Raw genomic sequence first — 25683 nt, 5'->3', positions numbered from 1 at the left:
CGATGAAGTCCTGGAACACCGCCAACCACCACATCGCCGGACCCGAGCACGGCACCCTGTACTTCTCCGACGGCGTCGAGGTCGTGCTCGCCGACTGGGAGGCCGCCGAGGCCGCCCCCGACAGCGACGGCCGCGTCTACGCCTCGCTGCGCGGCTGGCTGGCCAACGGCAGCGGCAGCGGCCAGCACGACGACCGGTACACCACCCCGGTCGAGGCCGGCCGCGCGCACCTCGTCACCACCGAGCTGCGCGGCCGCCGGCCCATCACCGGCCGCGACGTGCACATCGACTTCTACCGCCCCAGCCAGCCGTACCCGAACACCTGGGACCACCAGGGCCTGCTGGTCACCGTCTTGTGGATGGACCGGCGCCTCGACAGCGAGGGCCGGCCGGTCCCCGAGACCGAGATCGGCCGCACCTCCTGGACCCACCCCACGACCGGCCAGGTCTACGACCTGACCATCGCCTACCTGCCCGAGGGTGAGTACTACACCCCGCAGGGCTTCACCTGGCGGCACTACGACCACTGGAGCGGTGGCGTGCCGCTGCTGGAAGCGTTCCACGGCGACCACTCCGTCCTGAGCAGCTTCGGCTATCGCTCTCTCGCCGACGGCGAGTGGGTGCCCGCCGCCCAGGCCCCCACCGTTCAGCCGTTCGCCCTCGAGGACGCGGTGGCCCCCGCCCGGTCCTGACCGGCCGCTCGGTCTCGCCCCCGGCCCGCACGCCGCCCGCCCCGCCGCACTGCGGTCGGGCGGGCGCGGCGCGTCCGGGGGCGTCGCCGGCCGACCGGCCGACACCACGACCCGCGTGGAGGACATCCGTGAACACCACCGTCACCGTCACCGCCGACCCGGCCAGCCCGGAGGAGATGGGCGCCGCCGCGGTCACCGCCATCACCGAGACCCTCAAGGCCGCCGCCCGCCGCCGCCCCCCGGTCGACCGGCAGGAGCCGTGGCGGATCGAGGGCACCCCCTACAGCGCCGCCCGCATCACCGTCGGCGACCTCGCCGCCCGCATCCGGCCGCTGCCCGACCACCTGCTGGTCGTCTGCGGCGTCCCGCAGTGGAACCGCCGCGCCGCCTGGCCGCTGCGCTCCGCCGTCTGGGACGGCGCCCTGGTCCTGCACACCACCGCATCCGACCCCGACCCGAACGCCCTGGTCCTCGACCTCCACCTGCCCGCCCCGGCCGCCGCCGACGGCGAGGCGCCGTGCCCGCAGCCCGCCGCCCGGCGTGCGGGCCTGGCCGGAGTGCTGACGGTCGGCGACCTCGCGGCCGTCCTGGCCGGCCTGCCCGACCACGCCCCCGTGACGGCCGTCGTCCCCGGCTGGGCCGGCACCGCCGAGCTCGTCCTGGAGCACGCCGACGACTACGGCGACTGCCTGCTGCTGGACACCGGCTACTCCACCTGCGACCCCTTCGGCCCCGACGGCGAGAGCTGACCGGCTCCGCACGCCCGCCAACACACCACCACTACCCCTCCGGAAGGCACCACCGTGAAGCTGCGCCTGCCCGTCTCCGCCCTCGCCGACGCCGTCTCCTACACCGCCAAGGCCCTGCCGGCCCGCCCGCAGGTCCCTGTCCTGCTCGGCATGCTCCTGGCCACCGGCGACGCAGGCCTGCGCCTGTCCGCCTGCGACGGCGAGGTCTACACCTCCGCCACCGTCTCCGCCGAGATCGCCGACGACGGCACCGCGCTGGTCCCCGGCCGGCTCCTGAACGACATCTGCTCCCGCCTGCCCAAGACCGCCGACGTCGACCTGGAGCTCGTCGACAAGGGTGCCCGCCTGGCCGTCGGCTGCGGCGCGGCCCGCTTCACCCTCCCGGTGCTCCCCGTCGACGAGTACCCCGCCGTGCTCCCCCTGCCGGACGCCATCGCCACCGTGCAGGCCGACGTCCTCGCCGACGCCGTCGCCCAGGTCGCCGTCGCCGCCTCCACCGACACCTCCCTGCCCGCGCTGACCGGCATCAAGGTGCGCCTGGACGGCGACCTGCTCCACCTGGACGCCACCGACCGCTACCGCATGACCCACAAGGAGCTGACCATCCGACCGACCGGCGTCCTGCCCGCCCCCACCACGAAGCGCGGCAAGAAGAAGGACAGCGAGCCCGAGACGGCGGCGCTGGTGCCCGCCAAGAGCCTCGCCGAGGCCGCCAAGGCGCTGGAGGGCGAGCACACCCTCACCCTCCACTGGTCCGAGGGCCTGCTCGGCCTGTCCATCCCGGGCGAGCGCACCTACATGACCCGCCTGCTCGACGGCTACGAGTTCCCGAAGACGGGCGGCTTCTTCGACGGCGACTGGCCCATCACGCTGCGCCTGCCCGTGGCGGAGGCCGTCGCCGCGCTCCAGCGCGTCGCGCTGGTCGCCACCCGCAACACCCCCGTGCGCCTGGCCGTCGAGGGCGAGCAGCTGCACGTCGAGGCCGGCTCGGGTGACGACGCACAGGCCAGCGACCGCATCCCCGCCCACACCACCGGCACCGCCGCGGAGGGCCTGGTCATCGCCTTCAACCCGGCTTTCCTGGTCGACGCGCTGAAGTCGCTCGGCACCAGCGAGGCCAACCTCCACGTGCGCGACCCGCACAAGCCCGCGTACCTGGCCGGCCGCCTCGGCGACGGCCCCGACACCACCTACCAGCACCTGGTCATGCCCGTGCGCCTCTCCGGCTGAACCACAACCGTTCCCCGCCCTTGCCGGTCCGGCCGCACACCCCGCGGCCGGACCGGCCCACCGTCATCCAGGCCGGCCCGAACCGCCACGCCCACCACCCCGAGCCCCACCAACACGCGTCCCCGGACCTGCGCTCCGGCGTCAACGACCTCGCGTGGGTCTGGCCCGCCGGACCGCCCTGCCGAGAGCTCTGCCGCTGCGCCTGCCACCACCAGAAGCCGCTGATCCAACAGGCCCGAGGCGAGACCCGGCCGGGCTGGTGGCGGGTCAACTGCTGCGGGCGGATCATCACCCGCCGAGCGCTGAGCGACGACGCGTGGTGCCGCACCGCCGCCGACGCCCAGGCTCTCGCCGACTGGCACACCGCCGGCGAGAAAGGCCCCGCCCCCGCCGACTCCCTGGGCCTGCCCGACCTCGCCCCCACCCGTTCGGAGCGCGAGCAGCTCGCCTTCTTCTGAACCAGCCCGCCCTGCCCACCGCCGAAGAGTCACCGCCGTGCGCCCTAGCTGCCGAACGTGGAGGTCAAGTCCCGGCCTCGACGGCGGCCGCGCCCTCACCTGAACCGCGCTACCGCCATCACCGCCTGTACTCACCGACTGGAAGGACCCCGCCCGATGCCCTGGGCCATATCCCGTGACGAGCGCCTCGCCAGGCTCCGCCAGACCCTGGCCGAGAAGGGAGCCGTCCAGAACACCCTGGTGCCCGGCACCCCCGCCCACACCGGCCTGCAGCACGAGATCGACGCGATCTGGGCCGAGATCAAGGTGCTCGAGGGTTCCTGGAGCCTCAACCCGAAGGCCGTCCTCATCGGCCTGCTGGTCATCATCGCAATCCTGTGGCGCCTGGCCACCTGATCACCCGGAAGCACATATGCGGTGGGGTCCGCCACGACCGTGGCGGACCCCACCGCGAAGGAGACGCGCGTCAGGAGAAGTCGATCGGCGGCAGGTCAGCCGGCACGTCCGGCCCGTAGTCCCGCCGCATCGCCAACCGCTCCGCCTCGATCTGCGCGGCCATCGCGTCGTTCTCCTCCCGGAGGATCTGCGTGTACACCACCCCGGCGGCCGGCTCCAGTGACAGGCCGGCCGCCACGCGGGCCTCGAGGTCCCGGGCGAGATGCCCGGCCAGGCGTCCCATCGGAGACAGGTACTGGCCGGTCAGGTCGTGCAGCTCCAGCAGTTCCACCACTGCCCGCAGCTCGCCGGCACGCAACGGCAGCATCACCACCTCGTCGGCGTCGTCCCGCAGATACTCCAGCACCCGCGCGTGAAGAGCCCTCTGCTGCCCGTTGGCGAACCGCTGCTGCCACGGCTCGCTGACGGTGTGGGAGAGATAGGGGGTGAGGCGGTCGGCCAGGCCGGGCCCGCCGCCGGGGACGGCGTAGTAGGGGCGTTCGGCGCTGCCGGCACTCGCCGGGTCCAGCAGCACGGCGGACAGGAACGACCTCAGCCTGGCCGGGGGCGGCACCTGGCCGTCGCTCAGCCACCGAACCCCGGCCATCAGCTCCTCGCGCGGCCGCGACGGGTCACCGGTGAAGAAGAACCAGCCGGACACACAGTCCCACCCCAGGCCGCACAGGCCGTCCGGCACCACCCGCTGGCCGACCGTGAGGTTCACCAGCACGACGGCGGAGGGCTCCTGATCCCCGGAGCCATTGACGGCGTGCACCGCCGCCGGGACGCCTTCCTCGGTCAGTGCCAGCGCCACATCGACGGCGTAGTGGCCCACACCGTGCCGGATCCGCTCAGACTCCTCGCTCACAACCACTCCCACCGCGTCGACCGGCTCTGCCGCACCAAGCGCTCCACAGTGACACACCCTCTCGCCACTCACCATGCCCGCGACTCGCCGACCACCCAACTGACCAGGAGACCGAGATGACCGAGACCTTCGAGTCGATCCGCTACACCGCCGACGTCGTCGCCCTCACGCCGGACGGCCGCGTGCTGCTGATCGAGCGGGGCAAGCCGCCCTTCGCGAGCGCGTGGGCGCTGCCCGGCGGCCACGTCGACCCCGGCGAGACCAGCCGCAACGCGGCCGCCCGCGAGCTGGAGGAAGAGACCGGGGTGCGCGTAGCCGCCGCCGACCTTCTCCAGCTCGGCGCCTGGGACGAGCCCGGCCGCGACCCGCGCGGCCGCTACGTCACCGTCGCCTACCTCGCCGTCGTCCCCGCCGACACCCCGGCCACCGCCGGGGACGACGCCCGCACCGCCCGCTGGTGGCCGTGGAACCAGCTTCCGGAGCTGGCGTTCGACCACGCCGCCATCCTCGCCACCGCCCGGCACCTGGCCTGAGGACTCCGCCCGGTCCACCTCGCGTGGGTGCTGCCGCCGCCCACCCCGAGCCCTGCCCCTGGCGCCAGGCAAACCGGCGGGCGGGGCCAGGCGGCGCACGAACTGACCGCCCGCGACCTCCGCATCGACCACTCCAGCAGAAAGGCCCGACCGATGCCCTACTCCCCCGAACCCGGCGACATCCTGCCGCCGACCGTCACCATCTGCGGCAGCACCCGCTTCTGGCGACACATGGCCGAGGCCGCGCTCCAGGAGACCGCCGCCGGCCGCATGGTCCTCGCCCCCGGCATCGACATGCGCCAGCAGCACCCCCTGTGGGCCGCCCCCGCAGACGCCGAGAAGCTGAAGGCCCGGCTCGACGCCCTGCACCTGGCGAAGATCTCCATCGCCGATGAAGTCCTGGTCGTCACCGACGACCAGCTCTACCTCGGCGAGTCGACCCGCCGCGAGATCCTCTTCGCCGAAGCCCTCGACATCCCGGTCTGCTACTGGCTGGCCGGGCACGGCCGGATCGGCGAGAGCCACCTGCAGCCCACCCCCGTGCGCGAGCGAGCGGACAGGCAGTGGACGGCCGCGTTCAGCCGGCTCACCAGCGCGGCCCCGACCGGCCCGGCGCGCGAGGACCTGCTCGCCCTCGCCGCCGCGGACCTGGCCGTCACACAGCACGGCTTCAGCGCCTCGCTGGTCGACCTCCGCCGCACCGCCCGGCAAGCGTTCGGCATCGACATCCCGTACGACCGCGCACAGGCCGCGCTCGCCACCCGCACCGAAGGCACCTCGGCCACCGACTTCCTCCTCGGCCAGGCGTAGCCCGCCCACTGCCCACCGGCCGCGCGGGGCTTCGCGTGCTCCGGCCGCCGCCCCGGCCGACAACACCCTGAGCGAGCAGGGCGCTCGACCACCCCCGATCGGGTGCCGGCGCTGCCCACCACCGCGCCCCGCCCCTGGCCACCCAGGCCGGGGCGGTGGACACGGTGGTGAGCGGCGCCGGCCGCCCGGCCGACCACGACCCGGAGGTACCCATGAACACCGCCCGCACCGCCCGCTTCGCCGCCGCCTACGCCCTGCTGCGCGCCGGGGCGGACGCCGGCGACCACCTCGTGCAAAGCGACTTCTGCGCCCGCACCAAGGGCGCCACCGACGCCGCGCCCGTCCAGGTCCTCGACGACGACGGACGGGTCATCGCGACGCACGGCACCGCCGCCGGCCGCCGGGCCTGCGCGGTCCACTGCCTGACCTACTCGGCCACCCAGGCCGCGGCCCTTCTGCTCGGCGCCCGCGCGCTCGGCCTGCGCCTGCGCCCCGGCCCGGTCGCCGCCGCCCTCGCGATCAGCGGATTGACGCACTTCGCGATCGATCGCCGCGTCCCGGGCGGCCTGCTCCAGCGCTTCGCCGACGCCACCGGCAAGGGCAACTTCTACCGGCTCGCCGACCACGGCATCAACGGCGCGGCCCGCATGGACGGCGCCGTCCACCACGGCTTCGAGACCATCGCCGCCGCCGTCCTCGCCCGATGACCCACCAACCCACATCACCCGGGAGAACACCAGCATGACGACCACCCAGCCCCGAGCCCTGGACGCCGTCCGGACCGCCGGCGACCTCGTCGCCGTGATCGGCGCCGGCGCCTCCGGCAAGACCACGCTGCTCGCCGCCGCCGGCATCCCCTCCCACCGGATCGTCTCCCTCGACCGGCTGCGCGCCGCCGTCTCCGAACCGGGCGACCAGAGTGCCACCCCCGACGCCGTCCTCCTCCAGCGCCACCTCCTCACCATGCGGCTGCGCCGGGGCCTGACGACCTACGTCGACAACACCTCCACCGAAGCCGCTCACCGGGCGCAGCTGGTGGAGCTGGCGCACCAGCACGGCTGCCGGGCCGTCGCGATCCACCTCGACCTCCCCCTCCCGGACTGCCTCGCGCGCAACGCGCGGCGCAGCGCCGAGGCGCGGGTGCCCGAGGACGTCCTGCGCTATCAGCACCGGATGGCCCGCGACGCCCGTGACCTTCTCCCCCGCGAGGGCTGGGACGAGATCCGCCACCACCGCACCGGGCGCTGACGCTGCCCACCACCGCACCCCGCCCACCGGCCAGCCAGGCCCCGGAGGCGGGGCGCGGTGGTGCGCGGCGCGGCCGCCCGGCCGGCACCCACCCCGCGCCCCCTTCGGAGGAACCCGTGACCGACACCCTGCGCACCCGCCTGGCCCGCACCGCCCTCGACACCGCCGACAGCATCGCCACCGTCACCGCCGGCGCCGCTGCCGGCCTCACCACCTACCGCACCCTCACCGCCCGCCCGACGGAGATCCGCATCACCCTCGCCCTCGCCGCCGGAACCCTCGCCGCCGTCCTCACCGACCACCACGCCCACGAGGCCCTCACCCCGCTGCGCCGCCGCCTCGGCGCCGAGCACCACGGCCTGGCCCGCCCGGCGGTCCCGGCGCCGACGCGGGAGCAGTTGGCCGCCGACGCCTGCGCCGACGCCGCGTACCGTGCCGCCTCCGGCGCGGCCCGCCTCGACTACAGCCACGGCGTCCTCACCAAGGCCGAGAACTGGACCGGCTCGCCGGACGGCACCGCGACGTGCAAGATCACGCCCACCATGCGCCTGCTGGCCATCCCGCGCCCGACCGACCGCGACGGCTACAACAGCCGCACCTACCTCCTCGTCCAGGACGACCGGCAGGCGGTCCCGGTGCACAGCCTCGGCGAACTGACCGTTCTGCTGGAGGCCCCCGCCGCCGACACGGCGCAGCCCGCCGACAGCGAGGAGCGGGACGGCGACCCGTGGGCGACCCTCGGCGAGGACCTCGCCATCGCCGAGTTCCGCGGCCTGGCCGCCGACGACGACCAGGCCGACGAGGACGACGAGGACGACGAGGACGAGGACGTCGACCAAGAGGCCGAGGCCCACGCCGCCGGGCTGCTGTAGCCGACCGCTCCCCGCCGCCACCCGCCCCACCTGACCACCCGACACCACCCCGGCCCCGGCCCGCACCCCAGCGGGCCGGGGCCGACCCGCCGAAGGAGACACCCGGACATGACCACCACCCCCGCCCCCACCCCGGCCGACCGCCGAGGCCTCTTCACCACCGACCCCGACCAGCGGCTGCGCCCCGGCAGCCCCGACAAGGCCTGGGAGCTCTGGCTCACCGACCCCAACAGCCTCCTGCCGATGCCCGACCTCGCCACCGCCCTGATGGCCGCCGCCGAGCACAACGCGGTCTCCGCCGACCTCGACGACGGCTCCCCGTTCCAGCCCGTCAGCCACGCCCTGGTCCTCCACCACGGCTACGCCTGGCGCCGCGAGGGCGCGGCCCGCCCGGGCGCCGGCATCGCCGTCCCGTCGCTGTGCTGGACCGCCAGGTGCAGCGTCTGCGGCGACCTGGTCGAGGACGAGTTCATCCCCCACCACGTCACCCCCGAGGCCGCGGCCGACGACGCCGTCGGCAGCCGCGAGTGGGACGAGCTGCCCGACGGGCGGCTGGTCTGCGACCGCGCCGACGACGCCCACGACACCGCGCGCGCCCAGGCCTGCATCGAGGACACCCCCGAGTAGCCGGACAAGAGCCAGCTCACCTTCCTGTAGGCCGCCCACCCGATGGAGGAGCACGTGCACCGACCCGTCATCGCCCCTCGCCCGGACAGCCCCGCCTCGCAGGCCGTCGGTTTCGACCTGGACGGCACCCTCGCCATCGACCAGGGATGGCAGGGAGGCCGCATCGGCCTGCCCCAGCCCGGCGCCATCGAGGCACTGCGCACCGTCGCCCGGCAGCGCGCGGTTTTCGTGTTCACCGCCCGACCGGAGCGCTGGCTGCCGGAGATCGCAGACTGGGTCACCTGGTACTCGGGCCTGCCGGCCTTCGTCGACCCCAATCCCGCGAGGGCGTACTGGACCATAGTGGGCGGTCCCATCCTGGTCACCAACACCAAACTCGGCGCGGCCGCGTACGTGGACGACCGCGCCGTCCACCACGCCGGCAACTGGGCCGACACCCTTGACGCCGTCAGCCGCGCGATCGGCCTCGACCACGTCGGTGTCCTCGCCGCAGCCTGACCCCCGCACAGTGAAGGGCCCCCTTCCCCTCGGTGTCGACACCGGGAGGAAGTGGGCCCTTTTGCGTTTCGGGGAGCCCGACCAAGATCATTCTTGCCCAATTGTGCAAAAACGATCTTGGTCGGATGGGGTGTGAAAGCGTGAGGGGGCCACTCGTCAGGGGGGTTGCCCGGAGGTGCCGCCCTGCGACAGCGGTGCCAGTGGCTATGGTCCCTGCATGACCGAAATCGCAACAGCGCCCGTCCTCGGCGCCCCAGTCCTGCCCGGGCCACGCCCCGGCGAGGCGTACATCATCGCGATGTGCAACCAGAAGGGCGGCGTCGGCAAGACGACCACCACCATCAACCTGGCCGGAGCGCTCGCCGAGCACGGCAAGCGCGTTCTCGTGGTCGACTGCGACCCGCAGGGCAACGCCACCATGGCGTGCAAGGTGCCGCTGCTCGACGAGGACAAGGGGGCCACCCAGGCCACCGTGCTCCTGGAGATGGGCGACCCGCGGCCCCTCATCGCCGAGACCAAGGTGCCGAACATCCACATCCTGCCCGCCAGCATGGACATGTGCTTCCTGCCGAACCGGATGCGCGAGAGCGGTATCAGCGTCAGCCTCTACCGCATGCTGCTCTCCCACGTCCTCCACCTCTACGACTTCATCCTGCTCGACCTGCGCCCGGCACTGGACACCGACACCGACGCGCAGACCGCCGCCGCGAACGCGGCGATCATCCTGGTGGACGTCGACGAATGGGCGATGAAGGCGGTCAAGATGCAGACGGCGCAGCACATCGCCGTGATGCGCAAGGCCCAGCGTCCCGACGGCGACCTCACCATCCTCGGCCTGGTGATCGGACGCATCGTCAAGCCGATGGGCGACATCGACACGAAGATCTACCGCCAGCTCCAGCGGCACCCGAGGATCCGCTGCATCGGCGAGGTGCCGATCCGGTCGACCGACCTCAAGGAGTCGCGCGCCGTCGGCCTTCCGGTCGTCCAGCATCGGCCCCGGACCGACACCGCCGGCTTCTTCCGGGAGATCGCCGTCAACGCCGGGCTGGTGAAGGCGGCGTGAGCGGCGAGTACGAGATCGACGGCTGGGACGACGAGGAAGCCACCGAGGCGGCCGTCAAGAGCCTGGAGAGCACTTCCCAGCGCGCCGCCGAGGAGCGCCGGTCCGCAGCCGACCAGGAGATGGCCGAGCAGATCAAGGCGGCAGTCGACGCCGCTCGCCCCGGCCTCGACAAGATCCCCGACCCGGTCGAGCCCTGCGGTGACGGCGACCTGACTCCGGAGGAGGAGCAGCGCCTGGCGGCCTGTGTCGAAGGCGTCGAGCTCCTGTCCACCGCGTACTGGGTGGCGGGCAAGTCGCTGGACACCATGGCGGTCGGCCGGCTGTTCCGCCGTCTGCCCCACAAGCTGGACCCGACTCGCTGCTACGCCACGATCGAGGAGTGGGCGGACGTCGAGCACGGCATCAAGCAGTCACGGGCCAGCAAGCTGCGCGCCGGATGGGAGCTCGGCGAGGTCCTCAACGCCCGCGGCTACAAGGCCCCCGAGGGTCAGGTCCGCGAGCTGGTGCCGCTCAAGAACCGGCACGGTCTCAAGGCCGCCGTCGGTGTCTACCAGCTGGTGGTCAACGCAGTCGGGGCCGACAAGGTCACCGCCGAGCGCATCCGCGAGACCGTGCGGCTGCTGCCCGGCGACCTGGCCCTCAGCGACGATGACGACGCGGAGGTCATCGCCCACACGCTGAACAGCGCGATCGAGTCGGCCGAGCCCCCGAAGCCGAAGCCATCCGCAGCCCTGCCGGCCGAGCTCAAGCGTGACGTCGACCGCCGGGCTGTGGCCCTCGCCAACCGGCTCGACCGCGGGCGCATTGACCGTCAGGTGGTCCTCGGACACCTGCTCGCGGCGTTCGCGGACGAGAGCGACAGCAGGGTGTTCGACGCGGTCTTCGATCGGATGAAGAAGGCCGACAGCTGAGCACAGCAAGAAAGGGCGCCCGGCCAAATGTGGTGGCCGGGCGCCCTTTTGCTTGCTGGACGGCACCCTACCCGAGCCCCCCGACAGCCGCGCCCCGGGCCACTGGGGTCAGGCCGGGAGGTCGAGGACTAGGACGTGGTGGGGCGCCGCTCCCTCCCAGGGGATCGCGGTTCCGGCGTAGCGGTAGCCCCAGGCGCGGTAGGCGGCCTGTGCGGCGGCGGCCTCCGGGCGGGAGTTCAGCATCACCCGCTCATTGGTGAGCGCGTCGGCGAGGGCGGTGTGCAGCCGGGTGGCGACGTGGCGGCGGCGCCAGGCGGGGCGGACCGCCAGCTCGAACAACCCGAAGGTGCGCTTCCCGTCCTCGTGGCGCAGGTCTTCGGGAACGGCGGTGGTGAGGGTGTCCCACCACCTGGTGGTCGCGGCGAGCGGGTAGCCGTACGCCATCCCGACGACCTGGCCGCCAGGGGCGAAGGCGACGGCAGCGAGGAAGCCGGCCTTCTTGGTCTGGGAGCGGAAGCGGCGGAAGGCCCGGTCGACGTCGGCCGGGCTGCCCTCGCCGTACGGCGGTTCGGCGAAGGCCTCGGCGAACACCTCGCGCAGCCCGTCCTCCAGCCCCGCGGTCGCCGCGCCGTCCAGCACCGCGATCCGCACCTCGTTCTTCCCGGCCTGCTCGGTCACCGGCTCCTCCTGCTCCTGGTCGTTGTCCTGGCGGTGGTGATGCCGAGGGCGCGCAGCTGCTCGACGCCCTCGCGCGCGGCCCGGGCGTCGAGCCGGGCGGCGTCGGCGGCGACGGTGCGCAGCCGGGTGGTGCAGCGGGTGGAGGTCATGGTGCGCGCGGCAGTGGCGGCGGCGACCGCCTCGGTCATCGCCTCCTCGGTCTGGCCGGCGGCGAGAAGCACCTCGGCGAGGCGGGCCCGGTAGAGCGCCCGGTTGCGGGTGTAGCCGTCGCCGAGCTGGTCGAGGGCGGAGCGCAGGAACGGGATCGCGTGCTGGGGACGGCCGGTGTCGGTGTGCCAGGCGGCGGTGGCGTAGTCGACCTCGCGCTGCCCGGCGAACGCCGTCCAGGGCGGGGCGTCGGTGTCGGTCTCGGAGCGCTCGTGCCAGGTGAGGGCCTGGGACAGGGCGCGGCGGGCGGCCTGGTGGTCGCCGGAGGCGGACAGCGCGCGGGCCTGGCGCAACGCGACCACGGACTTCACCTTCGGGCCGCCGCGGGCCTGGGCGAGGGCGCCGGCCGCGCTGGCTGCGGCGACCGCCTCCCACGGGCGTTTCTGCTCGACCGCGAGGAGGGAGAGGCTGTCCAGGGCGCGGATCTCCAGCAGCGGGTCGCCGACCAGGCGGGCGGCGGCGAGCGCCTCCGAGCACGCGGTGCGGGCCCGGCTCGGGTGTCCGGCGTCGAACTCCATCCAGCCCAGATGCGAGTGGACGGTGCCGGTCAGGAGGTGCAGGTCCCGGCCGACCCGCTCCAGGTAGCTGCCTCCGGTCAGCGCCCGCTCCAGCTCGCCGAGCACCCGGCGAGCGGCCGTACGGGCGGCCCGCCCGCCAGCGGTGTGGTCGATGGCGTAGAGCCCGGCCACCTCGGCGCGCAGCCGCACCACGTCCGTCGCCCCGACCCGCCGGCCCGGCCGGGCAGCGGGCAGCGCCGCCGCGCCGAGCACGGCGCCGACGTCCACCACGAACCGCCTGCGCTCCACCCCACCATGGTGCCCGCCCAGCCAGTGCGTGCTGCGCCGCTCGGCGGGCACCTGGAAGCCGAGCTCCTCCAGCGGCACCCCGAGCAGCGCCTCCAACACCTCCTGCTGGCCCGGGTGCGGCAGCGGCGGGTCGGGCGCCTCCCAGCGGCGCAGCTGACGCACGCTCACCGCCGCCTGGACGCCGAGCTGCGCGGCCATCGCGGCGAACGCGACGACGAAGGTCTCCTGGGTGTAGCCGGCCGCCTTGCGCAACCCGGCCAGCGCGCTGACGCCCACTGTCCGCTCCCCTCGATCTGACGAGTCCTCACACCCTGGCACCACCGGGTGTACCGCCGGGCCGAAATGGCCGGTGAAACGTCCGGTCGAGTGGGCCCACAGCAGCGGCTGCGGGCGGTGAACTGGAACTGCGCCCGGGGCGCGGGGCTGCTGGGGCGGTTCCGCGCCCCGGGCCACCGGCCGCCGCCGGCCACCCCCGAACCGGCGGCGGCCCACCCGCCCGAACTGCCGCCACCACCCCCGGGAGCCCCGATGCCGCAGCACGGGCCGCTGTACCGCCTGACCCTGACCGCGACCGCGTCCGACCCGCACCAGCGCGTCGCCTGTGTCGGCCCCGCCCGCCAGGTGGTCCGCTCCGTCGCCACCGGCTGGGGCCTGGACGGCACCGTGCTGGACGACCTGGTGGCCGTCGCCTCCGAACTGCTCGCCAACGCCGCCCGCCACGCGGGCCCGGCCCGGCTGACCGCACTGCTGCGCCTGGCCGCGGCCGGTGACCGGGTGCGATTCGAGGTCGAGGACCAGGGCGCCGCCCTGCCCCGGATCGTGGCCGGCCTCGGCGACGACCAGGCCGTCACCGGCCGCGGCCTGCTGATGGTCGAGGCGCTGGCCGAAGAGTGGGGGAGCACCCCGACCGGTACCGGAAAGGTCGTCTGGGCCGAGCTCGCCCTGCCCGCTCCGCTGGACCTGCCCGCCATCGCAGCCCAGGCCCGCCAGGCCGCCGCCCGCAGCGACTACATGCGGGCCGCGTCCATGGGCACGGCCCCCCGCCGGATCCCGATCGTGCCCACGGCCCGCCGCGCTCGTTGAACCCGCCGAGCGCCTCCACCAGGGCGCGCGGCTGCGCCTGCTCCACACTGCCCGGCACGAACACCCCCCACGGGCCGGGCGTCGCACGGTGAAGCCCCCGGGGCGGCCGGGCCCGTACACAGCCCGGCCGCCCCCAGCCGTGTCCCGAGCCACCCGAGGGCGTTGTCCGGGTGGGCGGTTCGACCCCGACAGAGCGGCCCCACCACGAGCGATTCGAGGACGACATGGCAGGGTCCAAGTCCCGCAAGGACGGCAAGGCAAGGGCGAGCCGGGAGAGTCGGCAGCGTGCCACGGCGCAGAAGCCGACCGAGTGGTTCGGCAGCGCCGTACACAGCACCCAGGGCCTGATGCACCTCGACGTCCGGCCCGCCGGGAACGGACTGCTGATCACCTCGTCCCCGGCCGAGGCGGGCGACCGCACCGAGGCATGGCAGCTTCGCCTGCGCAACGACGACGGCGGCCAGGGCCTGCGCGACCTCGCCGGGGCGTTCCGAACCGGCTCCCAGCACGCCCTGGGCGGCACCGACCGATGGCTGGCGTTCTTCCCCGACCCCCAGCAGCCCGGCATCGGCTCACTCGTCAGCGCCCGGCCCGGCCCCGACCCCGAAGGCCCCGCCGAGATCCTGCGCCGCGCCGACCGACCGCTGACGCTGTGGGCCGAGGCCGGCACCGCGATGGACAGCATCATCGCGAGCCTGGACACCACACTGCCGCCCGAGCAGTGGACACCCGAGGACGTCATGGCCTGCCCCGGCTGCCTGCGCCCCGTCTACGACAGCACGCACTCCATCGGCATGTTCCTCGGCGCGGGGATGCCGATCGGCGGGCTGTGCCGGTTCTGCGTGAGCGGGCAGACGCTGCGCACCGTCCGGGACGCGGGGCTGGTGATCCCCGAGCAGCAGCGCGCCGTCCTGGAGGCGATGGTGGGCGCGTAGCAGGACGTGCCCGCTCCGGCCCCGGCACCACCACGGAGGTGCCGGGGCCGGAGCGTGTCCCCGCGCATTATCGGTTCCGAAATTCCGTGGTGGATCGTGGTGCTGCGCCCCAGGCCATAGACGTTTCTGCGCGCGGGTCCTGTCTGTTGGACTCTGAGCCCTTCGAAGGGGTGAAGGCATACACCTCTCTCGAAGGGGGGCGCCATGACGCCCGTTCAGACCGTTCTGCAGTTCCTCGCCGAGGCCCTCGTCGACCCGTCCGGCCCGCAGGCCGCCCAGCTCGCCCACGCCGTCCAATACGCGGGCTCCACCCTCTCGGGCTTCGCCAATGCCGTCGGTGCCGTCCGCAAGCTGCGCCACCGACCGGCCGTAGGGCAGCCGGCGGTCCGGTGCTGCTGCCAGTCGTGCCCGGGCCACCGGGAGGCTGGCACCGAGTAGGACCGGGAGGCCGGGGCGCGCGGCCGGTGCCGCGCGCCCTTTCCTCTTTGACTCCAAGAGTGGACGGGCGTAGTATTTGGTTATGTCCTACTGTTTGGGGGTTGTCTCGTGAGAATCAGCATCGGCGGCGAGCGGGTCGAGGTGCACGACGACCTCGCCCGGGCGCTGCTCGCGGCGCTGCGCGGCGAGCGCCTGGTGGAGCCGCCGCAGGCCTCCGCCTTCGAGGACCTGACCGCCCTGGTGGCCTGCATCAGCCGGGTCACCCAGCACCTGAACGTGGTCAAGGAGCTGGCCATGTCCCGCGCGGACGCCAGCGACAGCTACTCCAACCGGCGCGCCCTGGGCATCGCGGCCGCCATGGCGCCCTCGCAACTGGGACGGGTCCTGGAGGGCCACGGGCTGCCGAAAGACCGCCGCGCCGGCGGCGTGGACCTGGCTGTCGCCTTCCGTACCACCGACGACAGCGTCCTCCACCTGGCCGCCGAGGACGACGTAGCCGCCCTGCCGTCGTTCACCCTGCCGTTCACCCCGGCGGAGCGGGCGACCGAACCGACCGAGTTCGCCGGCCGGGAGCTCACCTTCTACTACCGCCGCCAGGTCCCGCTCGCGGTGGCCGGCCTCGGACGCAGCGCCGGCTACACCGTGCGCCACGCCGAGCGGGGCCTGATCGCCTGCGTCACCGAGGACGTCTTCGACGCCCTGTTCGGCGACCCCCGCCTCGACCCGACCCGACCCAACGGACGCTGAGGAGACCGACCCTGATGTCCGACGAGCTGTTCCACTCCGTCGACGAGCTGCTCGCCGCCGTGCGCACCGGCCTGCCGGTCCCGGCGGAGCGCAAGCGGCTGCGCCTGGCGGCCGGGCTCACCCCGGCGCAGATCGCCGCTGCCCTGCGGGTGAACTCGGCCCTGGTCCAGGGCTGGGAGGACGGCAGCGCCGTCCCGGGCCCGGACATCGCCCCGGCCTACGCCCGCCTCCTTGACGGCCTGGCCGCGCGCTTCCCCGCACCCGAGCAGCAGACCGCCCCCGCGCCCACCCCCGCGCCCGCCTCGGTGCAGGTTCCGGCCGCGCCTGAGCAGGCCTCCCCCGCAGCGCAACAGGTGATGCTGGACCAGCACCCGGACGGCTCGCTGGTGATGGGCCCGCCCGAGGCCTGCGTGCAGTGCGGCCAGCCGTCCGTCTACCGCGCCCAGGGCCGCCCGATGCACCTGGGCGGCTTCTGCCGCCCCGCCGCCGCGCCCGCTGCCCCGGCCCCGGAAGCCGCCGCGCCCGCTGCCCCGACTGTCCAGGCCGAGCAGCCGGTCCCCGCCCCGCTCCAGACCACGGCCGCCCCGGCTCCCGCTGCTGCTCCCGTCCCGGTCACCGCCGCGCCGCCCGGGCCGACGCCCGCCGAGTCCCCGGCTCCCGCGGCCAGGGGAGAGCGGCGTCCGGCCGCCTCCCGGACCCCGGCCCGCACCGCTGCGGCGCGTGCGGCCGCTCCCGCCGCTCCGGCGGCGGCGAGGTGGTGGCCGATGGTCGCGCTGGACGCCTCGCCGGACGGCGGCTGGGCGCTGGACATCCCGGGCTTCCCGGCCCCGGCCGGGGTGAAGCTGGGCGACTGGTTCGTGTGGCTGGGGACCGGGCTGCCGCTGCGGATCGAGCGGGCCCACCCGTCCGGGCGAGGCGGTGACGGCACGGTCTGCCTGACCACCGGCGCGCTCAAGCAGCTCGGTCTGCCCGCTGCCCTGCCCACGACGGAGAAGGCTCTGGCCTCGCTGCAGACGAAGCTGGCGAAGGCCGCCGCCGCGGTCGGGATGGAGGTCTCCGAGCAGGTCGGGCCGACCTTCCACGCCTTCCGCCGCGCGGGTTCGGCCGGCGGGCAGAAGACGTCGGTGCGGGTCGTCGTCGCGCCGTGGCTCGGGCAGGGCGACGCCCGCCAGCAGGCCACCAGCGCCCTCGCCCTGCCGCTGGCCACCGCCCCCGACGGTACCGTCGACGGGGCGACGTTCGCCCGCCGCTTCCGGGCCTTCACCACCGACCTCGGCGTCGCCCCCGGCGCGACCACCGCCACCACCGGGATGGCCCTGCTGGAGGCGGTGCGCCCGCGCGTGGAGTGGGTGAAGGACCCGGCGACGGGGGAGTGGTCCTCGCACCTGCGCGAGGGCGCGCTCCCGGCGGGGGACCTGTGCGTTGCGCCCGCGGCCGGGGCCCGGCACCCGCTCACCCGCGAGCTGCTGTCGCGCGGCGAGGCGGTGTGCGAGGAGGAGGACTACAAGTGGTGGGCCCGCGAACTCACCGCCGAGGAGTCCGTGCGCCCGTGGGTAGTCGCGGTCGACGTCTGCGCCTCCTACCTCTCGGTCACCGACTCCCTGCGCCTGCCCGCCGGCCCGCTGGAGCACGTGCAGAACCCGGACTGGAACGGCGGCAAGACCGCCGGCCTGTGGTGGTGCGACTTCACCACCACGGCGGTCGACGAGCTGCTGCCCCACCCGGCGACCTTCCACGGCTGCCCGCCGACCGGGCCCGGCTGGTACGCCACCCCCACCGTCGCCTACATGGCCACCACCTACGGCTTCGACCCGGCGACCATCACCCAGGCGTACCTGTCCACCCACACCGTCCCGCTGCTCAAGGAGTGGACCGGCCACGTGCGGGGCGGCTACAAGCGCGCCTACGCCGACCTCGGCCTGACCGACGGCCAGGCCCCTGAGGAGTTCCTCGCCGCCTACGCCGTCCACAAGGACGTCGGCCAGGACGAGGTCCGCGCGGACGCCCTGGTCCTCGCCGGGCTCTACAAGAACATCTACAAGGGCGGCATCGGAAAGTGGGCCGACTCCGCCCGCCACCTCGACGACCAGGCGTGGCTGGAGAAGGTCGCCGCCTCCTGGTCATACCGCCCCGAGATCCGCTTCCACATCATCGCCGCCGCCCGCATCGCCGCCCACCGCCGCCTGCGCAAGACCCTCCAGCTCACCGGCCGAGCCCCCGTCGCGGTCAACGTCGACTCCTACCTCTACGCCGCCGACGCCCCCTCACCGCTGGAGCTGCTCCCGGTCAAGGACGACGGCACCCCGGTTCCCGGGGCGCTGCGCCTGGGCATCGCTCCGGGCAGCCACAAGCACGAGGCCTCGATTCCGCTGGGGGTCGTGGTCGAGGCGATGGAGCGCCGGGAGCACCCCTCCAAGCTGGTCCACCACTACACCACCGACGGCAGGGCGATCGGCCCCGAGCAGACCGGTGCCGGTGACGGGGCCGCCGGCACCGGCGGCGACGATGAGGAAGGCGGGAACTGATGGCGGGCGGATTGTTCGGCCGGGTGCGCGAGGCGCTGTTCCCCTCCCGGAAGGCGCCGGTGCAGTCCACCACGCAGGCCGGCCAGGTGCGCGAGCGCAAGTACGGCGGGAACACCAAGGCGATGGCCGCCGCCTACGGCGTCGCGCCGCGCACCGTGCTGCGCTGGATCGACGGCACCCGCCACCCCACCAAGCAGCAGAACGTCGACCAGCTGAAGCGCGAGGCCGTCGAGGTGCAGACCACCGAGCGCGGCCGGGAGCGCAAGGCCAAGCAGCTCGCCCAGCGCGGCACGATCTCCGGGATCGGCGCCCGGGTCGGCCGCGCCGTCAGTTTCGAGATCCGCGGCTCGGACGCCGTCCGGGCCCGCGACATCCACCTGAACCTGACGGGCGAGCAGGCCGCCGCCCTGGCCGTCGCCGAGGACGAGAACGAGGTGCGGCAGGTCATCGGTCAGGCCCTCGCCGACTACTTCAACGGCGGCGCTGGCTACGGCGGATTCGGACCCGACGACTTCGAGTTCGACCCCAACGACTTCGACCTCAACTAGCCGAGCAGCACCACCAGCCAACTTGCCTACTCAGCAGGCGGGTTCGCGCAAGGTGATCACCGGCCGGTGGCCGCGCCCCGCACCGGGAGCATCGCGGCCACCGGCCCGCCGCGACCGGCCCGACACGGCCACGGCAGGCGAGAATCCAGGGAATCCGTGCCCGCCGGCCGAGCAGGACGAAATTCCGAACCGCATCCCCGGCACCCCGAGACCGGGCCCACGCCCCATTTACCAGAAGCATTCGACCACGAAATCCACCAGAAATTCCGAGGATGGGACAAGGCCTGATGACGACCGACGACCACCAGAACGGCCGCGGCCGCGGTGACGCCGACCAGGAGCTGGCGGACCTCGAGGCGGCGTGGGCGCTGACGCCGGCGCGGTGGCGCTGCGCCCACTGCGGCGACCGGATCACCGGGGAGGGCATCACCTGGTTCGGCCCCATCCCGGAGCCGGGCCAGGACCGCGACGCAGGGCCGCGCTTCCACATCGACCGCAACGCCTGCCGCATCGCCGGCGGCCAGCCGCCGATGGCCACCCGGTAGCGGCATCAACCCCGAAGGAGAGTCAGTGACCACCCGGCAGCACACGTACAAGCGGCCGACCGTGAACTGGTGCGCGGACTGGTACTGCGGCGACTGCGGCAGCACGGGCGAGGCCTGGTTCGAGGACGGCACCATCGTGGACGCCGACCACGACTGCGACGAAGGCGCTGGAGGCCAGATCGGCTGGGAGGGCCGGGCCGAGTGCGGGGAGTGCGGCTGGGCGCTCGACACCGACTTCGCGGACGGCGCCCACGTCGAGGCCGACCACGACTGCACCACCGACCAGTAGCACCCCACCTACTGCAACGCGGCCGGCGCAACGGGCCGCCCCGCCGGAAGGGAACAGCCCTCATGACCCGCTTCCTGCCGATGCTCGGCGACCGCCGCGCCGACCCGCTCGACCATCTCGCCTACGACGCCCTGGCCGAACGGGCCGGCGACGCCTTCGAGATCGCCCTCCACTACCAGGACGTCTGCACCCGCGAGGCCCGCCAGGAGGCGCTCCACAACGCCCTCGCCACCGCCGCGCCCGGGCTGGTGGCCGCGGCGCTCGTTCGGCTGGCCGACGATCCCGAACTCGGCCTCACCACCGAGCAGCGCGAGTATCTGACCGACATCGCCACCGGCCTCGACCTGGACACGGTGGAAGACCTGTTCGGCGCCAACGGCGACGGCACCGAGGGCGGGCGCCCCGGTCCGTCCGTCACCTCGCCTGCGACCCCGCCCCGGGAACTGTAGACGCTGCCCGCCCGCACGGCCGTCACCGCCCGGTGGCGGCCGCCGTTGAACCGCTCAGACCAGAGAAGGGGAGGCACCACCATGCCGGACTCCGTGAAGCCGGTCTCGAACACCACCGGCCCCGACCCCGCCGCACCCGGGCGGTTGGAGCTGTCCGCCTCCCGGAGCCGGCCCGCGCCCGCGGACCGGGACCTGGGCCGCCCGTTGCTGGACTCGCCGCTGGTGCGCGGCGCGATCTGGCTGCGCTGGTCCGGCGACGACGGCATCCGCACCCTCCACCAGGGTGCCGGCCTGGCCCGCGGCTGGACCGAGCGCGACGTCGACGGCTTGGACGGCTGGGTGGCCCTGGTGGACGGCCGGATCGTCCTCGGCCCGGGGCCGGACGGCCAACCGGCACCCGTCGTGCACGCCGAGGTCTGGCAGGCCGGCTCGACCCTGCACGCCGCCCTCGCCCAGCACCCTGCCGTGAACGACCACGACGAGCACGAGGAGGACGGCCAGGAGCACGGGCTGCTCGGCGACGTCCGCCGCCGGGTCCGCCGTCGGGCGGCCGGAATGACCCTGGAGACCATCCAGCAGGCCCTGCACCGGGCCCGGGAGGACGAGCGCGCCGCCGACCGGTACGCCGACGCCGGAAACGAGAGCGCGTTCGCCACTGCGGCTGACGCCCTGGCCGAGTGGCAGCGCGTCCACGACCACACCGCCCACGCCGGCGCTGAGCGCTACGACCCGGACCACGACACCGCTCTTCAGCAGGTGCTGCGCGCCGAGCACCACCGCCGTGACATCGCGGACCGCGCCCGCGAGGCCGCCCTCCAGGCCCGCCAGACCACCGACGCCGCCCACCGACGCCTCGCCGGCACGGCCGCCCAGCCCCTCTACACCGCCCTCGACCGCGCCGGCCTCAACGCACTGACCGACGACGACCACCAGGCCGTCCGCGACCTCACCCGCCACCTCGACCCCGCCACGCTGCGCCAGGTCATGGACTGGCTGGAGCGCACCCGCACCGCGGCCCTCGCCCTGCGCGGAACCGAGCAGGTCCCGCCCGCCCGGCCCGCCGTTCGGCGAAGCCAGCTCTGACAAGCCCCGAGGCGCCGGCCACCCTCAGGGTGGCCGGCGCCTCGCGCTGTTCCTGCGGAGAGAGCGGAGCCAGGCTCGGCGAGGGCCTCCAGGGCCCTCCACGGGGCCTCGGGCGGCTTGAACCGGGCCGTGGGGCGCCGCTCGCCGCGCAGGGCCGTCAGCGGCCTTGCAGGGCGTCAGGAGGCGTTCGGGAGGCCGGGGTCGACGTGGCCGCCGACGACGTGGATGCGGGCCGCGCGGGCGTGGCCGTCGCAGACGATGTACCGGCCGCCGTCGCTGGCCTGGACGGTGTGGGTGGCCGGCTCCAGGCAGGCGGCGCCCATCCGGTCGTAGGGCCAGGCCTTGAGGCACGACGGGTCCATGCACCAGGTCCGCCCGGCGCTGGAGGCCAGGGTGGCCCCGTGCTCCGGGCACACGCCCCACGGCACCGAGCACCGGCTCGGCACCCGGGCGCTGCGCTGCTGCGCCTGCCCGTAGGCGGTGGCGTCGGTCACTGCGGGACTCCGGCCGGATTGGCCGGGTCGGCGAGAGCGGTGAAGTCGTCGGCCAGCTCCTCCACCCGCACGATCCGGTACAGCCCCACCCCGTACAGGCTCCGCTCACCCCGCTCGTACTTCTGGCGCGTCAGCCGAAGTGCTTCCTCCACCGAGCCGGCGAAGGCGTAGGTGGTGAGCTTCGCCGCCCCGGGGTGCGCGTCGTTCACGCGGTGCGCCACGACCTGGTAGTTGCGCTTCTGCGGGCCCTCGCGGCTCGCCGGCTGCTCCATGCTCCACTCCCGTCCGTCCGACCTGCGGTATTCCCCAGGAGGGGAACGATGTGCGCGGCCCCGAGGTGGCAGGGCCGACCGCGCGAGCCCGGTGGGCGTGGCACGGACCGGGGTCTGCTTCCTGCCGGGCAGCATCATCATGCCGGACCCGCAGCGGCGGCTCACCGCCTGTCGGCGCTGTCCGCTACGGTGTCCGTGCGGTCGGTGACCGTGGGCCCGGCTCGCCAGGCCCGGTGACCGTCCGGCCCGTGACCGGACGCGGCCGAAGGTGCCACGCGCCGAGCCTGCTCCGCCCCAGCTTGTGTTCTCCTGCCGCCTTCCTGCGCGGCGGGTCACGGGACCGCCGCAGCCCTGGGAGGGGCCCGCGCCATGCCGATCAACCACACCCGCAAGATCCGGCTCACCGAGCTGAAGACCGCCTACGGCGTCAAGCACGCCGACGCCATCGCGCTGCTCGACCACCCGAACGAGTACGAACGCGCGGCGCTGTGCAGCCTGCTCGCGAACACTCCGGGCATCACGACCTACAAGGACGCCCTCGCCCGCCTCGCCGGACAGGACCGGGCCCTGGGCGCCACGGTGGAGGAGGACTGGGACGACCCGGACGCCTGTGACTGCGGGTATCCCCTCGACGAGGGCCGCTACCACTGCTGCGACTGCGGAGCCGGCCACGAGTACCACTGTGTCTGCTGAGCCCGCGGCGCCACCGACCACGCACGCGGCCGTCGACCTTGCCGGGCGGGGCCTGGCGGTGTTCGCCCTGCCGCCCGGCGGCCGCCGCCCCGCCACCGGCGCCTGGAGCACGCGGTGCTGGACCGACCCGGACGAGGTCCGCCGGCGGTGGCGCGAGGGAGACAACATCGGTGTCGGCTGCCGGGCCAGCTCCGTGCTCGGCCTGGACCTGGACGTCGAGGGCGCCGGACGCGACGTCCTCGCCGCCCTGGCCGCCGACCTGGGCGAACCCTGGCCCGACACCCTGACCGTCACCAGCCCCTCGGGCGGGGCGCACCTGTACTTCCGCGTCCCGCCCGGCTGCGCCTTCGCTTCGGTCTCCGGCGGGCGGACCGCGCTCGGGCCGGGCATCGACGTCCGCGGCCCGGGCCGAAGCGGCGGCGGCTACCTCATCGGCCCGGGCTCCACCGTCGACGGCATCCGGTACGTCGTCGAACGCGACCTCCCGCTGGCGCGGCTGCCGGACTGGATCGCGCAGCGCCTGGCCGCGCGCGGCGGCCGGCGACTCTGACGGCGGAAGTCCTCTCCCAGGCTGTCGTACTCAGCCCCAGGGCGTGCCTTCGGACGGGTCTACGCGGTTTGCCGGGAAGGCACGGCGGACAGGTGCCGTGCGCGGGCCGGCGCGGCGGGGGCGGAGGGCTCGGGCAGCGTCCCGGCCTGAATGGCCTTCAGGGCGGTGGTGATACCCGTCTCGAGCTCCTCGACGGTGGTGTAGCCGGCGAACAGCGGGTGGATGTTGTAGCTGCGGTAGCGGCCTTCGGGACGCAGCACGATGTGCCGCTCCACGAGCTGGTTCACCGCGATGGACGTCCGGTTCTTGCTCAGCCCCACCGCGGCCGCCAGCTCGGCCTGTGAGGCGTTCACCTCGCCCCCGGAGTGCTGGACGTCCATCATCGCGCTCAGAACGTCGTAGGAGGCCTTGGAGAGCCCCAGACGGTACAGCTGCGCCATAGCGAGGTGCGACTGAATCAGCATGCCTGTCCCTCCACCGCCGGATCGTCGTTGTCCTCGCCGAACGCCAGCTGCCGGCCGCGCGGCAGCGGGAGCGGCGGCGGCACGAAGCTCGGGAACTCCTTCTCGGCCGCCGTCCTCACCTCATCGTCCCGCATCTGCGGGAAGTGCTCACGCAGGGCGGTGGAAGCGTCGGCGCGCAGCTGCGCGAGCGTCTCCTCCTGGAGGTCCCCGTTGCCCATGAAGCAGATCAGCGGGTTCACCAGGATCACGGAGTTCGGCCGGCGCTTGAGCATGTGCCAGCCCTCCAGCCTGCCCAGGGCCCGGGTGACGTTCGCCCGCTCGATCCCCAGATGCTTGGCGACGGCCGCGTGGGTGACCTTGAGCCGTCCCTTTCGCTGGCGGCCCATGCAGAACACCAACACGGCCGACTGCGCCGGCGACATGCCGTGCCGGGCGATCAGCACCGCGAGGACCTCGGACATGAACTCGTTGCTGACCTGGCTGTAGCCCTCGCGGCCATAGACCTGGTGCGGGGCCCGGTAGACCCAGTCGACCCGCGCGGCCTGGACAGGCCGGCCAGGCTTGGGAGGCCGCTGCTCCATCGCCTTGGCGAAGCTGTCCGCCAAGGACGTCGTCGGCGGCGGCTCGGGGGTACCGGCCTTGCCGCGCCTTGCCTGGGGCACGCTGCGCTCCGCTTCCTTGGTCTCGTTTCCGCCGCTCGGCACCCTAGCCGAAATTGTCACCGAAAACGGGGACCTTTGTCCCCGTCGGCGTGGCCCCCTTGTGTCGGGGGCAACACAAGGTTCGACACGCCCACCTCCCGGAACGGCCCCTGAGCAGGGCAATCCCAATTTGTCCCTCTTTTCGGGGTCAAAATCAGACCGCCTGTGTCGGACCGAGCACGAACCCGCAGGTCAATGTGTCAGAACCAACACATAGCCTCCGATAAAACCGCAGGTCAAAGGCCCAATCGGCCCGCCGCCCTCTTATCAGTAAGACGCGCGTGCGCGCGAGGCCAGCCACCAACCCGCCCACCTGCGCGAACACCGCCAGCGGCCGGTAGCCGCTGCGAGGGTGGGGCATCGGCCTGCGGCCGATCCGGCAGTCGCCGCGCCCGCTTCGCTGCGCCTGGCCGAACGGCGGCTGGACTGCCCTTCCGTCCGGCGTGCGGGGCTTCCAGCCGCGCGGAAGCCCCGGCAGGGGCTCCTCCGGACCCCGCCCCCGCCGGATCCGCACACCGGCTGGCCACCGTCGCCCAGGAGCCGGCCCTGCTCCTCCATCGCCCGCAGCCGGTGGCCGGTGGGTGGCCCCACGGAATTCACGTTCGCCGATCCCCCGCCTTATCATTCCGCTCTCCCTTCGTTTCCTGCCGCACAAAAATAGGCTGACAGGAGCCAGGGGCACCATTCCCTACCGCGCGATCAATCGCAATGATTCGACATGCCGAACCGAATTACCCGGGCCTTTATTCGGCTCCCCGGAACCCTGCCACAGCTCCAGAGCCTAGCGGGCTTCTGTCTTTGATGCACAAGAACGGGCGAAGCCCGCCCCCGCGCCACCCCAACGAGTGACCCCACCATCTGACCACCCCTCATCACCCCACCCACCGCGCCCGAACCATCCACCTGTCACCACCCCTCCCGCACCCCCGCGCCGGGCGAAGCCCGCCCGGCCCCCCACCGTCACCCACCAAGGGCCGCAGGCCCCACCCTCACACCCACCCAAACTCCGCAGCGAAGCGCGGAGTTAACCCACCACCAACCCCCCAAGCACCCCACCCCAACCCCCATCGATCGGGCGCAGCCCGATCCCGCCCGGCGTAGCCGGGCCCCCGGCGGCGCGAAGCGTCAGCCAACACCGGGCGCAGCAGATACGAAGTGCGTCGGGGAGGGAAAGAGGGG

33 protein-coding genes are annotated in these 25683 nt (G+C 74.0%); 26 read left to right on the top strand and 7 right to left on the bottom strand.

The genetic code is table 11. The features are described 5' to 3' along the window. The first annotated feature begins 2 nt into the window (after positions 1 to 2). The 5 genes from ABZW10_RS35940 (at position 3) to ABZW10_RS35920 (ending at position 3525) form a co-directional block, all read left to right on the top strand. On the top strand, positions 3 to 692 hold the full coding sequence (locus tag ABZW10_RS35940) for a hypothetical protein (protein ID WP_355374969.1): 690 nt from the start codon (positions 3 to 5) through the stop codon (positions 690 to 692). 128 nt (positions 693 to 820) lie between these two features. Beyond that, positions 821 to 1441, top strand: coding sequence for a hypothetical protein (locus tag ABZW10_RS35935; protein WP_355374967.1), 621 nt, complete (start codon positions 821 to 823; stop codon positions 1439 to 1441). 54 nt (positions 1442 to 1495) lie between these two features. Then, positions 1496 to 2671: a DNA polymerase III subunit beta gene (gene dnaN, locus ABZW10_RS35930; RefSeq protein ID WP_355374964.1), complete on the top strand. Its 1176-nt coding sequence runs from the start codon at positions 1496 to 1498 to the stop codon at positions 2669 to 2671. Between the two features lie 20 nt (positions 2672 to 2691). Further along, on the top strand, positions 2692 to 3129 hold the full coding sequence (locus tag ABZW10_RS35925; protein ID WP_355374961.1) for a hypothetical protein: 438 nt from the start codon (positions 2692 to 2694) through the stop codon (positions 3127 to 3129). Between the two features lie 156 nt (positions 3130 to 3285). Then, positions 3286 to 3525 (top strand): hypothetical protein, encoded by a 240-nt coding sequence (locus ABZW10_RS35920; RefSeq protein ID WP_355374958.1) that lies wholly within the window; start codon positions 3286 to 3288, stop codon positions 3523 to 3525. 70 nt (positions 3526 to 3595) lie between these two features. Here ABZW10_RS35920 and ABZW10_RS35915 read toward each other — a convergent pair whose 3' ends face one another. Further along, positions 3596 to 4432 (bottom strand): hypothetical protein, encoded by an 837-nt coding sequence (locus ABZW10_RS35915; protein WP_355374955.1) that lies wholly within the window; start codon positions 4430 to 4432, stop codon positions 3596 to 3598. A gap of 116 nt (positions 4433 to 4548) precedes the next feature. Between ABZW10_RS35915 and ABZW10_RS35910 the strand changes: the two genes are divergently transcribed. From ABZW10_RS35910 to ABZW10_RS35870, 9 genes are all read left to right on the top strand, one after another. After that, positions 4549 to 4965 (top strand): NUDIX hydrolase, encoded by a 417-nt coding sequence (locus ABZW10_RS35910; protein ID WP_355374952.1) that lies wholly within the window; start codon positions 4549 to 4551, stop codon positions 4963 to 4965. Between the two features lie 153 nt (positions 4966 to 5118). Then, the gene (locus tag ABZW10_RS35905; protein WP_355374949.1) at positions 5119 to 5775 is read left to right on the top strand and encodes a hypothetical protein; all 657 of its coding nucleotides are present in this window, start codon (positions 5119 to 5121) and stop codon (positions 5773 to 5775) included. Between the two features lie 212 nt (positions 5776 to 5987). Next, positions 5988 to 6482 (top strand): hypothetical protein, encoded by a 495-nt coding sequence (locus tag ABZW10_RS35900; RefSeq protein ID WP_355374947.1) that lies wholly within the window; start codon positions 5988 to 5990, stop codon positions 6480 to 6482. A gap of 34 nt (positions 6483 to 6516) precedes the next feature. After that, positions 6517 to 7023, top strand: a complete 507-nt coding sequence (locus ABZW10_RS35895; protein WP_355374945.1) for an AAA family ATPase — start codon at positions 6517 to 6519, stop codon at positions 7021 to 7023. Positions 7024 to 7139: 116 nt separating this feature from the next. Further along, the gene (locus tag ABZW10_RS35890) at positions 7140 to 7895 is read left to right on the top strand and encodes a hypothetical protein (RefSeq protein WP_355374942.1); all 756 of its coding nucleotides are present in this window, start codon (positions 7140 to 7142) and stop codon (positions 7893 to 7895) included. Between the two features lie 108 nt (positions 7896 to 8003). Continuing rightward, complete coding sequence (locus tag ABZW10_RS35885) at positions 8004 to 8522, top strand: hypothetical protein (RefSeq protein WP_355374939.1); 519 nt, start codon at positions 8004 to 8006, stop codon at positions 8520 to 8522. A 54-nt stretch (positions 8523 to 8576) separates the two neighbouring features. Then, positions 8577 to 9020, top strand: coding sequence for a hypothetical protein (locus ABZW10_RS35880; RefSeq protein ID WP_355374936.1), 444 nt, complete (start codon positions 8577 to 8579; stop codon positions 9018 to 9020). Positions 9021 to 9237: 217 nt separating this feature from the next. After that, entirely contained in the window at positions 9238 to 10086 is an 849-nt protein-coding gene (locus tag ABZW10_RS35875) for a ParA family protein (protein ID WP_355374933.1), read from the top strand. Beyond that, positions 10083 to 10997, top strand: coding sequence for a hypothetical protein (locus ABZW10_RS35870; protein WP_355374930.1), 915 nt, complete (start codon positions 10083 to 10085; stop codon positions 10995 to 10997). Before ABZW10_RS35875 ends, ABZW10_RS35870 begins: the two co-directional genes overlap by 4 nt. A gap of 108 nt (positions 10998 to 11105) precedes the next feature. Here the strand turns inward: ABZW10_RS35870 and ABZW10_RS35865 are convergent, their stop codons facing one another. Both ABZW10_RS35865 and ABZW10_RS35860 read right to left on the bottom strand, forming a co-directional pair. Continuing rightward, positions 11106 to 11675: a GNAT family N-acetyltransferase gene (locus ABZW10_RS35865; RefSeq protein ID WP_355374928.1), complete on the bottom strand. Its 570-nt coding sequence runs from the start codon at positions 11673 to 11675 to the stop codon at positions 11106 to 11108. Continuing rightward, positions 11672 to 12964: a hypothetical protein gene (locus tag ABZW10_RS35860; RefSeq protein ID WP_355374925.1), complete on the bottom strand. Its 1293-nt coding sequence runs from the start codon at positions 12962 to 12964 to the stop codon at positions 11672 to 11674. The genes ABZW10_RS35865 and ABZW10_RS35860 overlap by 4 nt, the downstream gene beginning before the upstream one ends. Positions 12965 to 13054: 90 nt before the next feature. Between ABZW10_RS35860 and ABZW10_RS35855 the strand changes: the two genes are divergently transcribed. The 10 genes from ABZW10_RS35855 to ABZW10_RS35810 all read left to right on the top strand — a co-directional run bounded on the left by ABZW10_RS35855 (position 13055) and on the right by ABZW10_RS35810 (position 21330). Beyond that, positions 13055 to 13771, top strand: a complete 717-nt coding sequence (locus ABZW10_RS35855; protein ID WP_355374922.1) for an ATP-binding protein — start codon at positions 13055 to 13057, stop codon at positions 13769 to 13771. A gap of 224 nt (positions 13772 to 13995) precedes the next feature. Next, on the top strand, positions 13996 to 14706 hold the full coding sequence (locus ABZW10_RS35850) for a hypothetical protein (RefSeq protein WP_355374919.1): 711 nt from the start codon (positions 13996 to 13998) through the stop codon (positions 14704 to 14706). Positions 14707 to 14910: 204 nt separating this feature from the next. Further along, the gene (locus ABZW10_RS35845; RefSeq protein ID WP_355374917.1) at positions 14911 to 15144 is read left to right on the top strand and encodes a hypothetical protein; all 234 of its coding nucleotides are present in this window, start codon (positions 14911 to 14913) and stop codon (positions 15142 to 15144) included. A 108-nt stretch (positions 15145 to 15252) separates the two neighbouring features. Further along, entirely contained in the window at positions 15253 to 15891 is a 639-nt protein-coding gene (locus tag ABZW10_RS35840; RefSeq protein WP_355374914.1) for a hypothetical protein, read from the top strand. A gap of 14 nt (positions 15892 to 15905) precedes the next feature. Continuing rightward, the gene (locus tag ABZW10_RS35835; protein ID WP_355374911.1) at positions 15906 to 18416 is read left to right on the top strand and encodes a helix-turn-helix transcriptional regulator; all 2511 of its coding nucleotides are present in this window, start codon (positions 15906 to 15908) and stop codon (positions 18414 to 18416) included. Further along, on the top strand, positions 18416 to 18964 hold the full coding sequence (locus tag ABZW10_RS35830) for a hypothetical protein (protein WP_355374908.1): 549 nt from the start codon (positions 18416 to 18418) through the stop codon (positions 18962 to 18964). The genes ABZW10_RS35835 and ABZW10_RS35830 overlap by 1 nt, the downstream gene beginning before the upstream one ends. A gap of 287 nt (positions 18965 to 19251) precedes the next feature. Then, complete coding sequence (locus ABZW10_RS35825; protein WP_355374905.1) at positions 19252 to 19509, top strand: hypothetical protein; 258 nt, start codon at positions 19252 to 19254, stop codon at positions 19507 to 19509. 25 nt (positions 19510 to 19534) lie between these two features. Beyond that, positions 19535 to 19798, top strand: a complete 264-nt coding sequence (locus ABZW10_RS35820) for a hypothetical protein (RefSeq protein ID WP_355374902.1) — start codon at positions 19535 to 19537, stop codon at positions 19796 to 19798. Positions 19799 to 19860: 62 nt separating this feature from the next. Beyond that, positions 19861 to 20247 carry a hypothetical protein gene (locus ABZW10_RS35815; RefSeq protein WP_355374899.1) on the top strand — a complete coding sequence of 129 codons (387 nt, stop codon included), beginning with the start codon at positions 19861 to 19863 and terminating at the stop codon, positions 20245 to 20247. An 81-nt stretch (positions 20248 to 20328) separates the two neighbouring features. Then, positions 20329 to 21330: a hypothetical protein gene (locus ABZW10_RS35810; protein ID WP_355374896.1), complete on the top strand. Its 1002-nt coding sequence runs from the start codon at positions 20329 to 20331 to the stop codon at positions 21328 to 21330. Between the two features lie 176 nt (positions 21331 to 21506). On the opposite strand, the gene ABZW10_RS35805 is transcribed toward ABZW10_RS35810, so the two are convergent. Next, the gene (locus ABZW10_RS35805) at positions 21507 to 21824 is read right to left on the bottom strand and encodes a hypothetical protein (RefSeq protein WP_355374893.1); all 318 of its coding nucleotides are present in this window, start codon (positions 21822 to 21824) and stop codon (positions 21507 to 21509) included. Next, complete coding sequence (locus tag ABZW10_RS35800; RefSeq protein WP_355374890.1) at positions 21821 to 22096, bottom strand: hypothetical protein; 276 nt, start codon at positions 22094 to 22096, stop codon at positions 21821 to 21823. Before ABZW10_RS35800 ends, ABZW10_RS35805 begins: the two co-directional genes overlap by 4 nt. Before the next feature lie 369 nt (positions 22097 to 22465). On the opposite strand from ABZW10_RS35800, the gene ABZW10_RS35795 reads away from it, so the two are divergent. Both ABZW10_RS35795 and ABZW10_RS35790 read left to right on the top strand, forming a co-directional pair. Continuing rightward, complete coding sequence (locus tag ABZW10_RS35795) at positions 22466 to 22789, top strand: hypothetical protein (RefSeq protein ID WP_355374887.1); 324 nt, start codon at positions 22466 to 22468, stop codon at positions 22787 to 22789. Further along, complete coding sequence (locus ABZW10_RS35790) at positions 22779 to 23339, top strand: bifunctional DNA primase/polymerase (RefSeq protein WP_355374884.1); 561 nt, start codon at positions 22779 to 22781, stop codon at positions 23337 to 23339. Before ABZW10_RS35795 ends, ABZW10_RS35790 begins: the two co-directional genes overlap by 11 nt. 59 nt (positions 23340 to 23398) lie before the next feature. Here ABZW10_RS35790 and ABZW10_RS35785 read toward each other — a convergent pair whose 3' ends face one another. Together ABZW10_RS35785 and ABZW10_RS35780 are read right to left on the bottom strand one after the other, a co-directional pair. Further along, a complete protein-coding gene (locus ABZW10_RS35785; RefSeq protein WP_355374881.1) occupies positions 23399 to 23803 on the bottom strand; it encodes a hypothetical protein in 405 nt (134 codons plus the stop codon). Beyond that, positions 23797 to 24465: a helix-turn-helix domain-containing protein gene (locus tag ABZW10_RS35780; RefSeq protein WP_355374879.1), complete on the bottom strand. Its 669-nt coding sequence runs from the start codon at positions 24463 to 24465 to the stop codon at positions 23797 to 23799. The genes ABZW10_RS35785 and ABZW10_RS35780 overlap by 7 nt, the downstream gene beginning before the upstream one ends. Between the last annotated feature and the right edge of the window lie 1218 nt (positions 24466 to 25683).

This window comes from Kitasatospora sp. NPDC004723, assembly GCF_040609255.1.
Classification (GTDB): domain Bacteria; phylum Actinomycetota; class Actinomycetes; order Streptomycetales; family Streptomycetaceae; genus Kitasatospora.
Note: the sequence above shows the minus strand (reverse complement) of the source record. Positions and strands in the feature narration are given on the sequence as shown.

Bases quoted from the DNA above. Each gene is read 5' to 3' on its own strand.
- ABZW10_RS35940 (WP_355374969.1), top strand. From the start codon at position 3: ATGAAGTCCTGGAACACCGCCAACCACCACATCGCCGGACCCGAGCAC.
- ABZW10_RS35920 (WP_355374958.1), top strand. From the start codon at position 3,286: ATGCCCTGGGCCATATCCCGTGACGAGCGCCTCGCCAGGCTCCGCCAG.
- ABZW10_RS35910 (WP_355374952.1), top strand. From the start codon at position 4,549: ATGACCGAGACCTTCGAGTCGATCCGCTACACCGCCGACGTCGTCGCC.
- ABZW10_RS35905 (WP_355374949.1), top strand. From the start codon at position 5,119: ATGCCCTACTCCCCCGAACCCGGCGACATCCTGCCGCCGACCGTCACC.
- ABZW10_RS35900 (WP_355374947.1), top strand. From the start codon at position 5,988: ATGAACACCGCCCGCACCGCCCGCTTCGCCGCCGCCTACGCCCTGCTG.
- ABZW10_RS35895 (WP_355374945.1), top strand. From the start codon at position 6,517: ATGACGACCACCCAGCCCCGAGCCCTGGACGCCGTCCGGACCGCCGGC.
- ABZW10_RS35885 (WP_355374939.1), top strand. From the start codon at position 8,004: ATGACCACCACCCCCGCCCCCACCCCGGCCGACCGCCGAGGCCTCTTC.
- ABZW10_RS35875 (WP_355374933.1), top strand. From the start codon at position 9,238: ATGACCGAAATCGCAACAGCGCCCGTCCTCGGCGCCCCAGTCCTGCCC.
- ABZW10_RS35850 (WP_355374919.1), top strand. From the start codon at position 13,996: ATGGCAGGGTCCAAGTCCCGCAAGGACGGCAAGGCAAGGGCGAGCCGG.
- ABZW10_RS35845 (WP_355374917.1), top strand. From the start codon at position 14,911: ATGACGCCCGTTCAGACCGTTCTGCAGTTCCTCGCCGAGGCCCTCGTC.
- ABZW10_RS35835 (WP_355374911.1), top strand. From the start codon at position 15,906: ATGTCCGACGAGCTGTTCCACTCCGTCGACGAGCTGCTCGCCGCCGTG.
- ABZW10_RS35830 (WP_355374908.1), top strand. From the start codon at position 18,416: ATGGCGGGCGGATTGTTCGGCCGGGTGCGCGAGGCGCTGTTCCCCTCC.
- ABZW10_RS35825 (WP_355374905.1), top strand. From the start codon at position 19,252: ATGACGACCGACGACCACCAGAACGGCCGCGGCCGCGGTGACGCCGAC.
- ABZW10_RS35815 (WP_355374899.1), top strand. From the start codon at position 19,861: ATGACCCGCTTCCTGCCGATGCTCGGCGACCGCCGCGCCGACCCGCTC.
- ABZW10_RS35810 (WP_355374896.1), top strand. From the start codon at position 20,329: ATGCCGGACTCCGTGAAGCCGGTCTCGAACACCACCGGCCCCGACCCC.
- ABZW10_RS35800 (WP_355374890.1), bottom strand. From the start codon at position 22,096: ATGGAGCAGCCGGCGAGCCGCGAGGGCCCGCAGAAGCGCAACTACCAG.
- ABZW10_RS35795 (WP_355374887.1), top strand. From the start codon at position 22,466: ATGCCGATCAACCACACCCGCAAGATCCGGCTCACCGAGCTGAAGACC.
- ABZW10_RS35785 (WP_355374881.1), bottom strand. From the start codon at position 23,803: ATGCTGATTCAGTCGCACCTCGCTATGGCGCAGCTGTACCGTCTGGGG.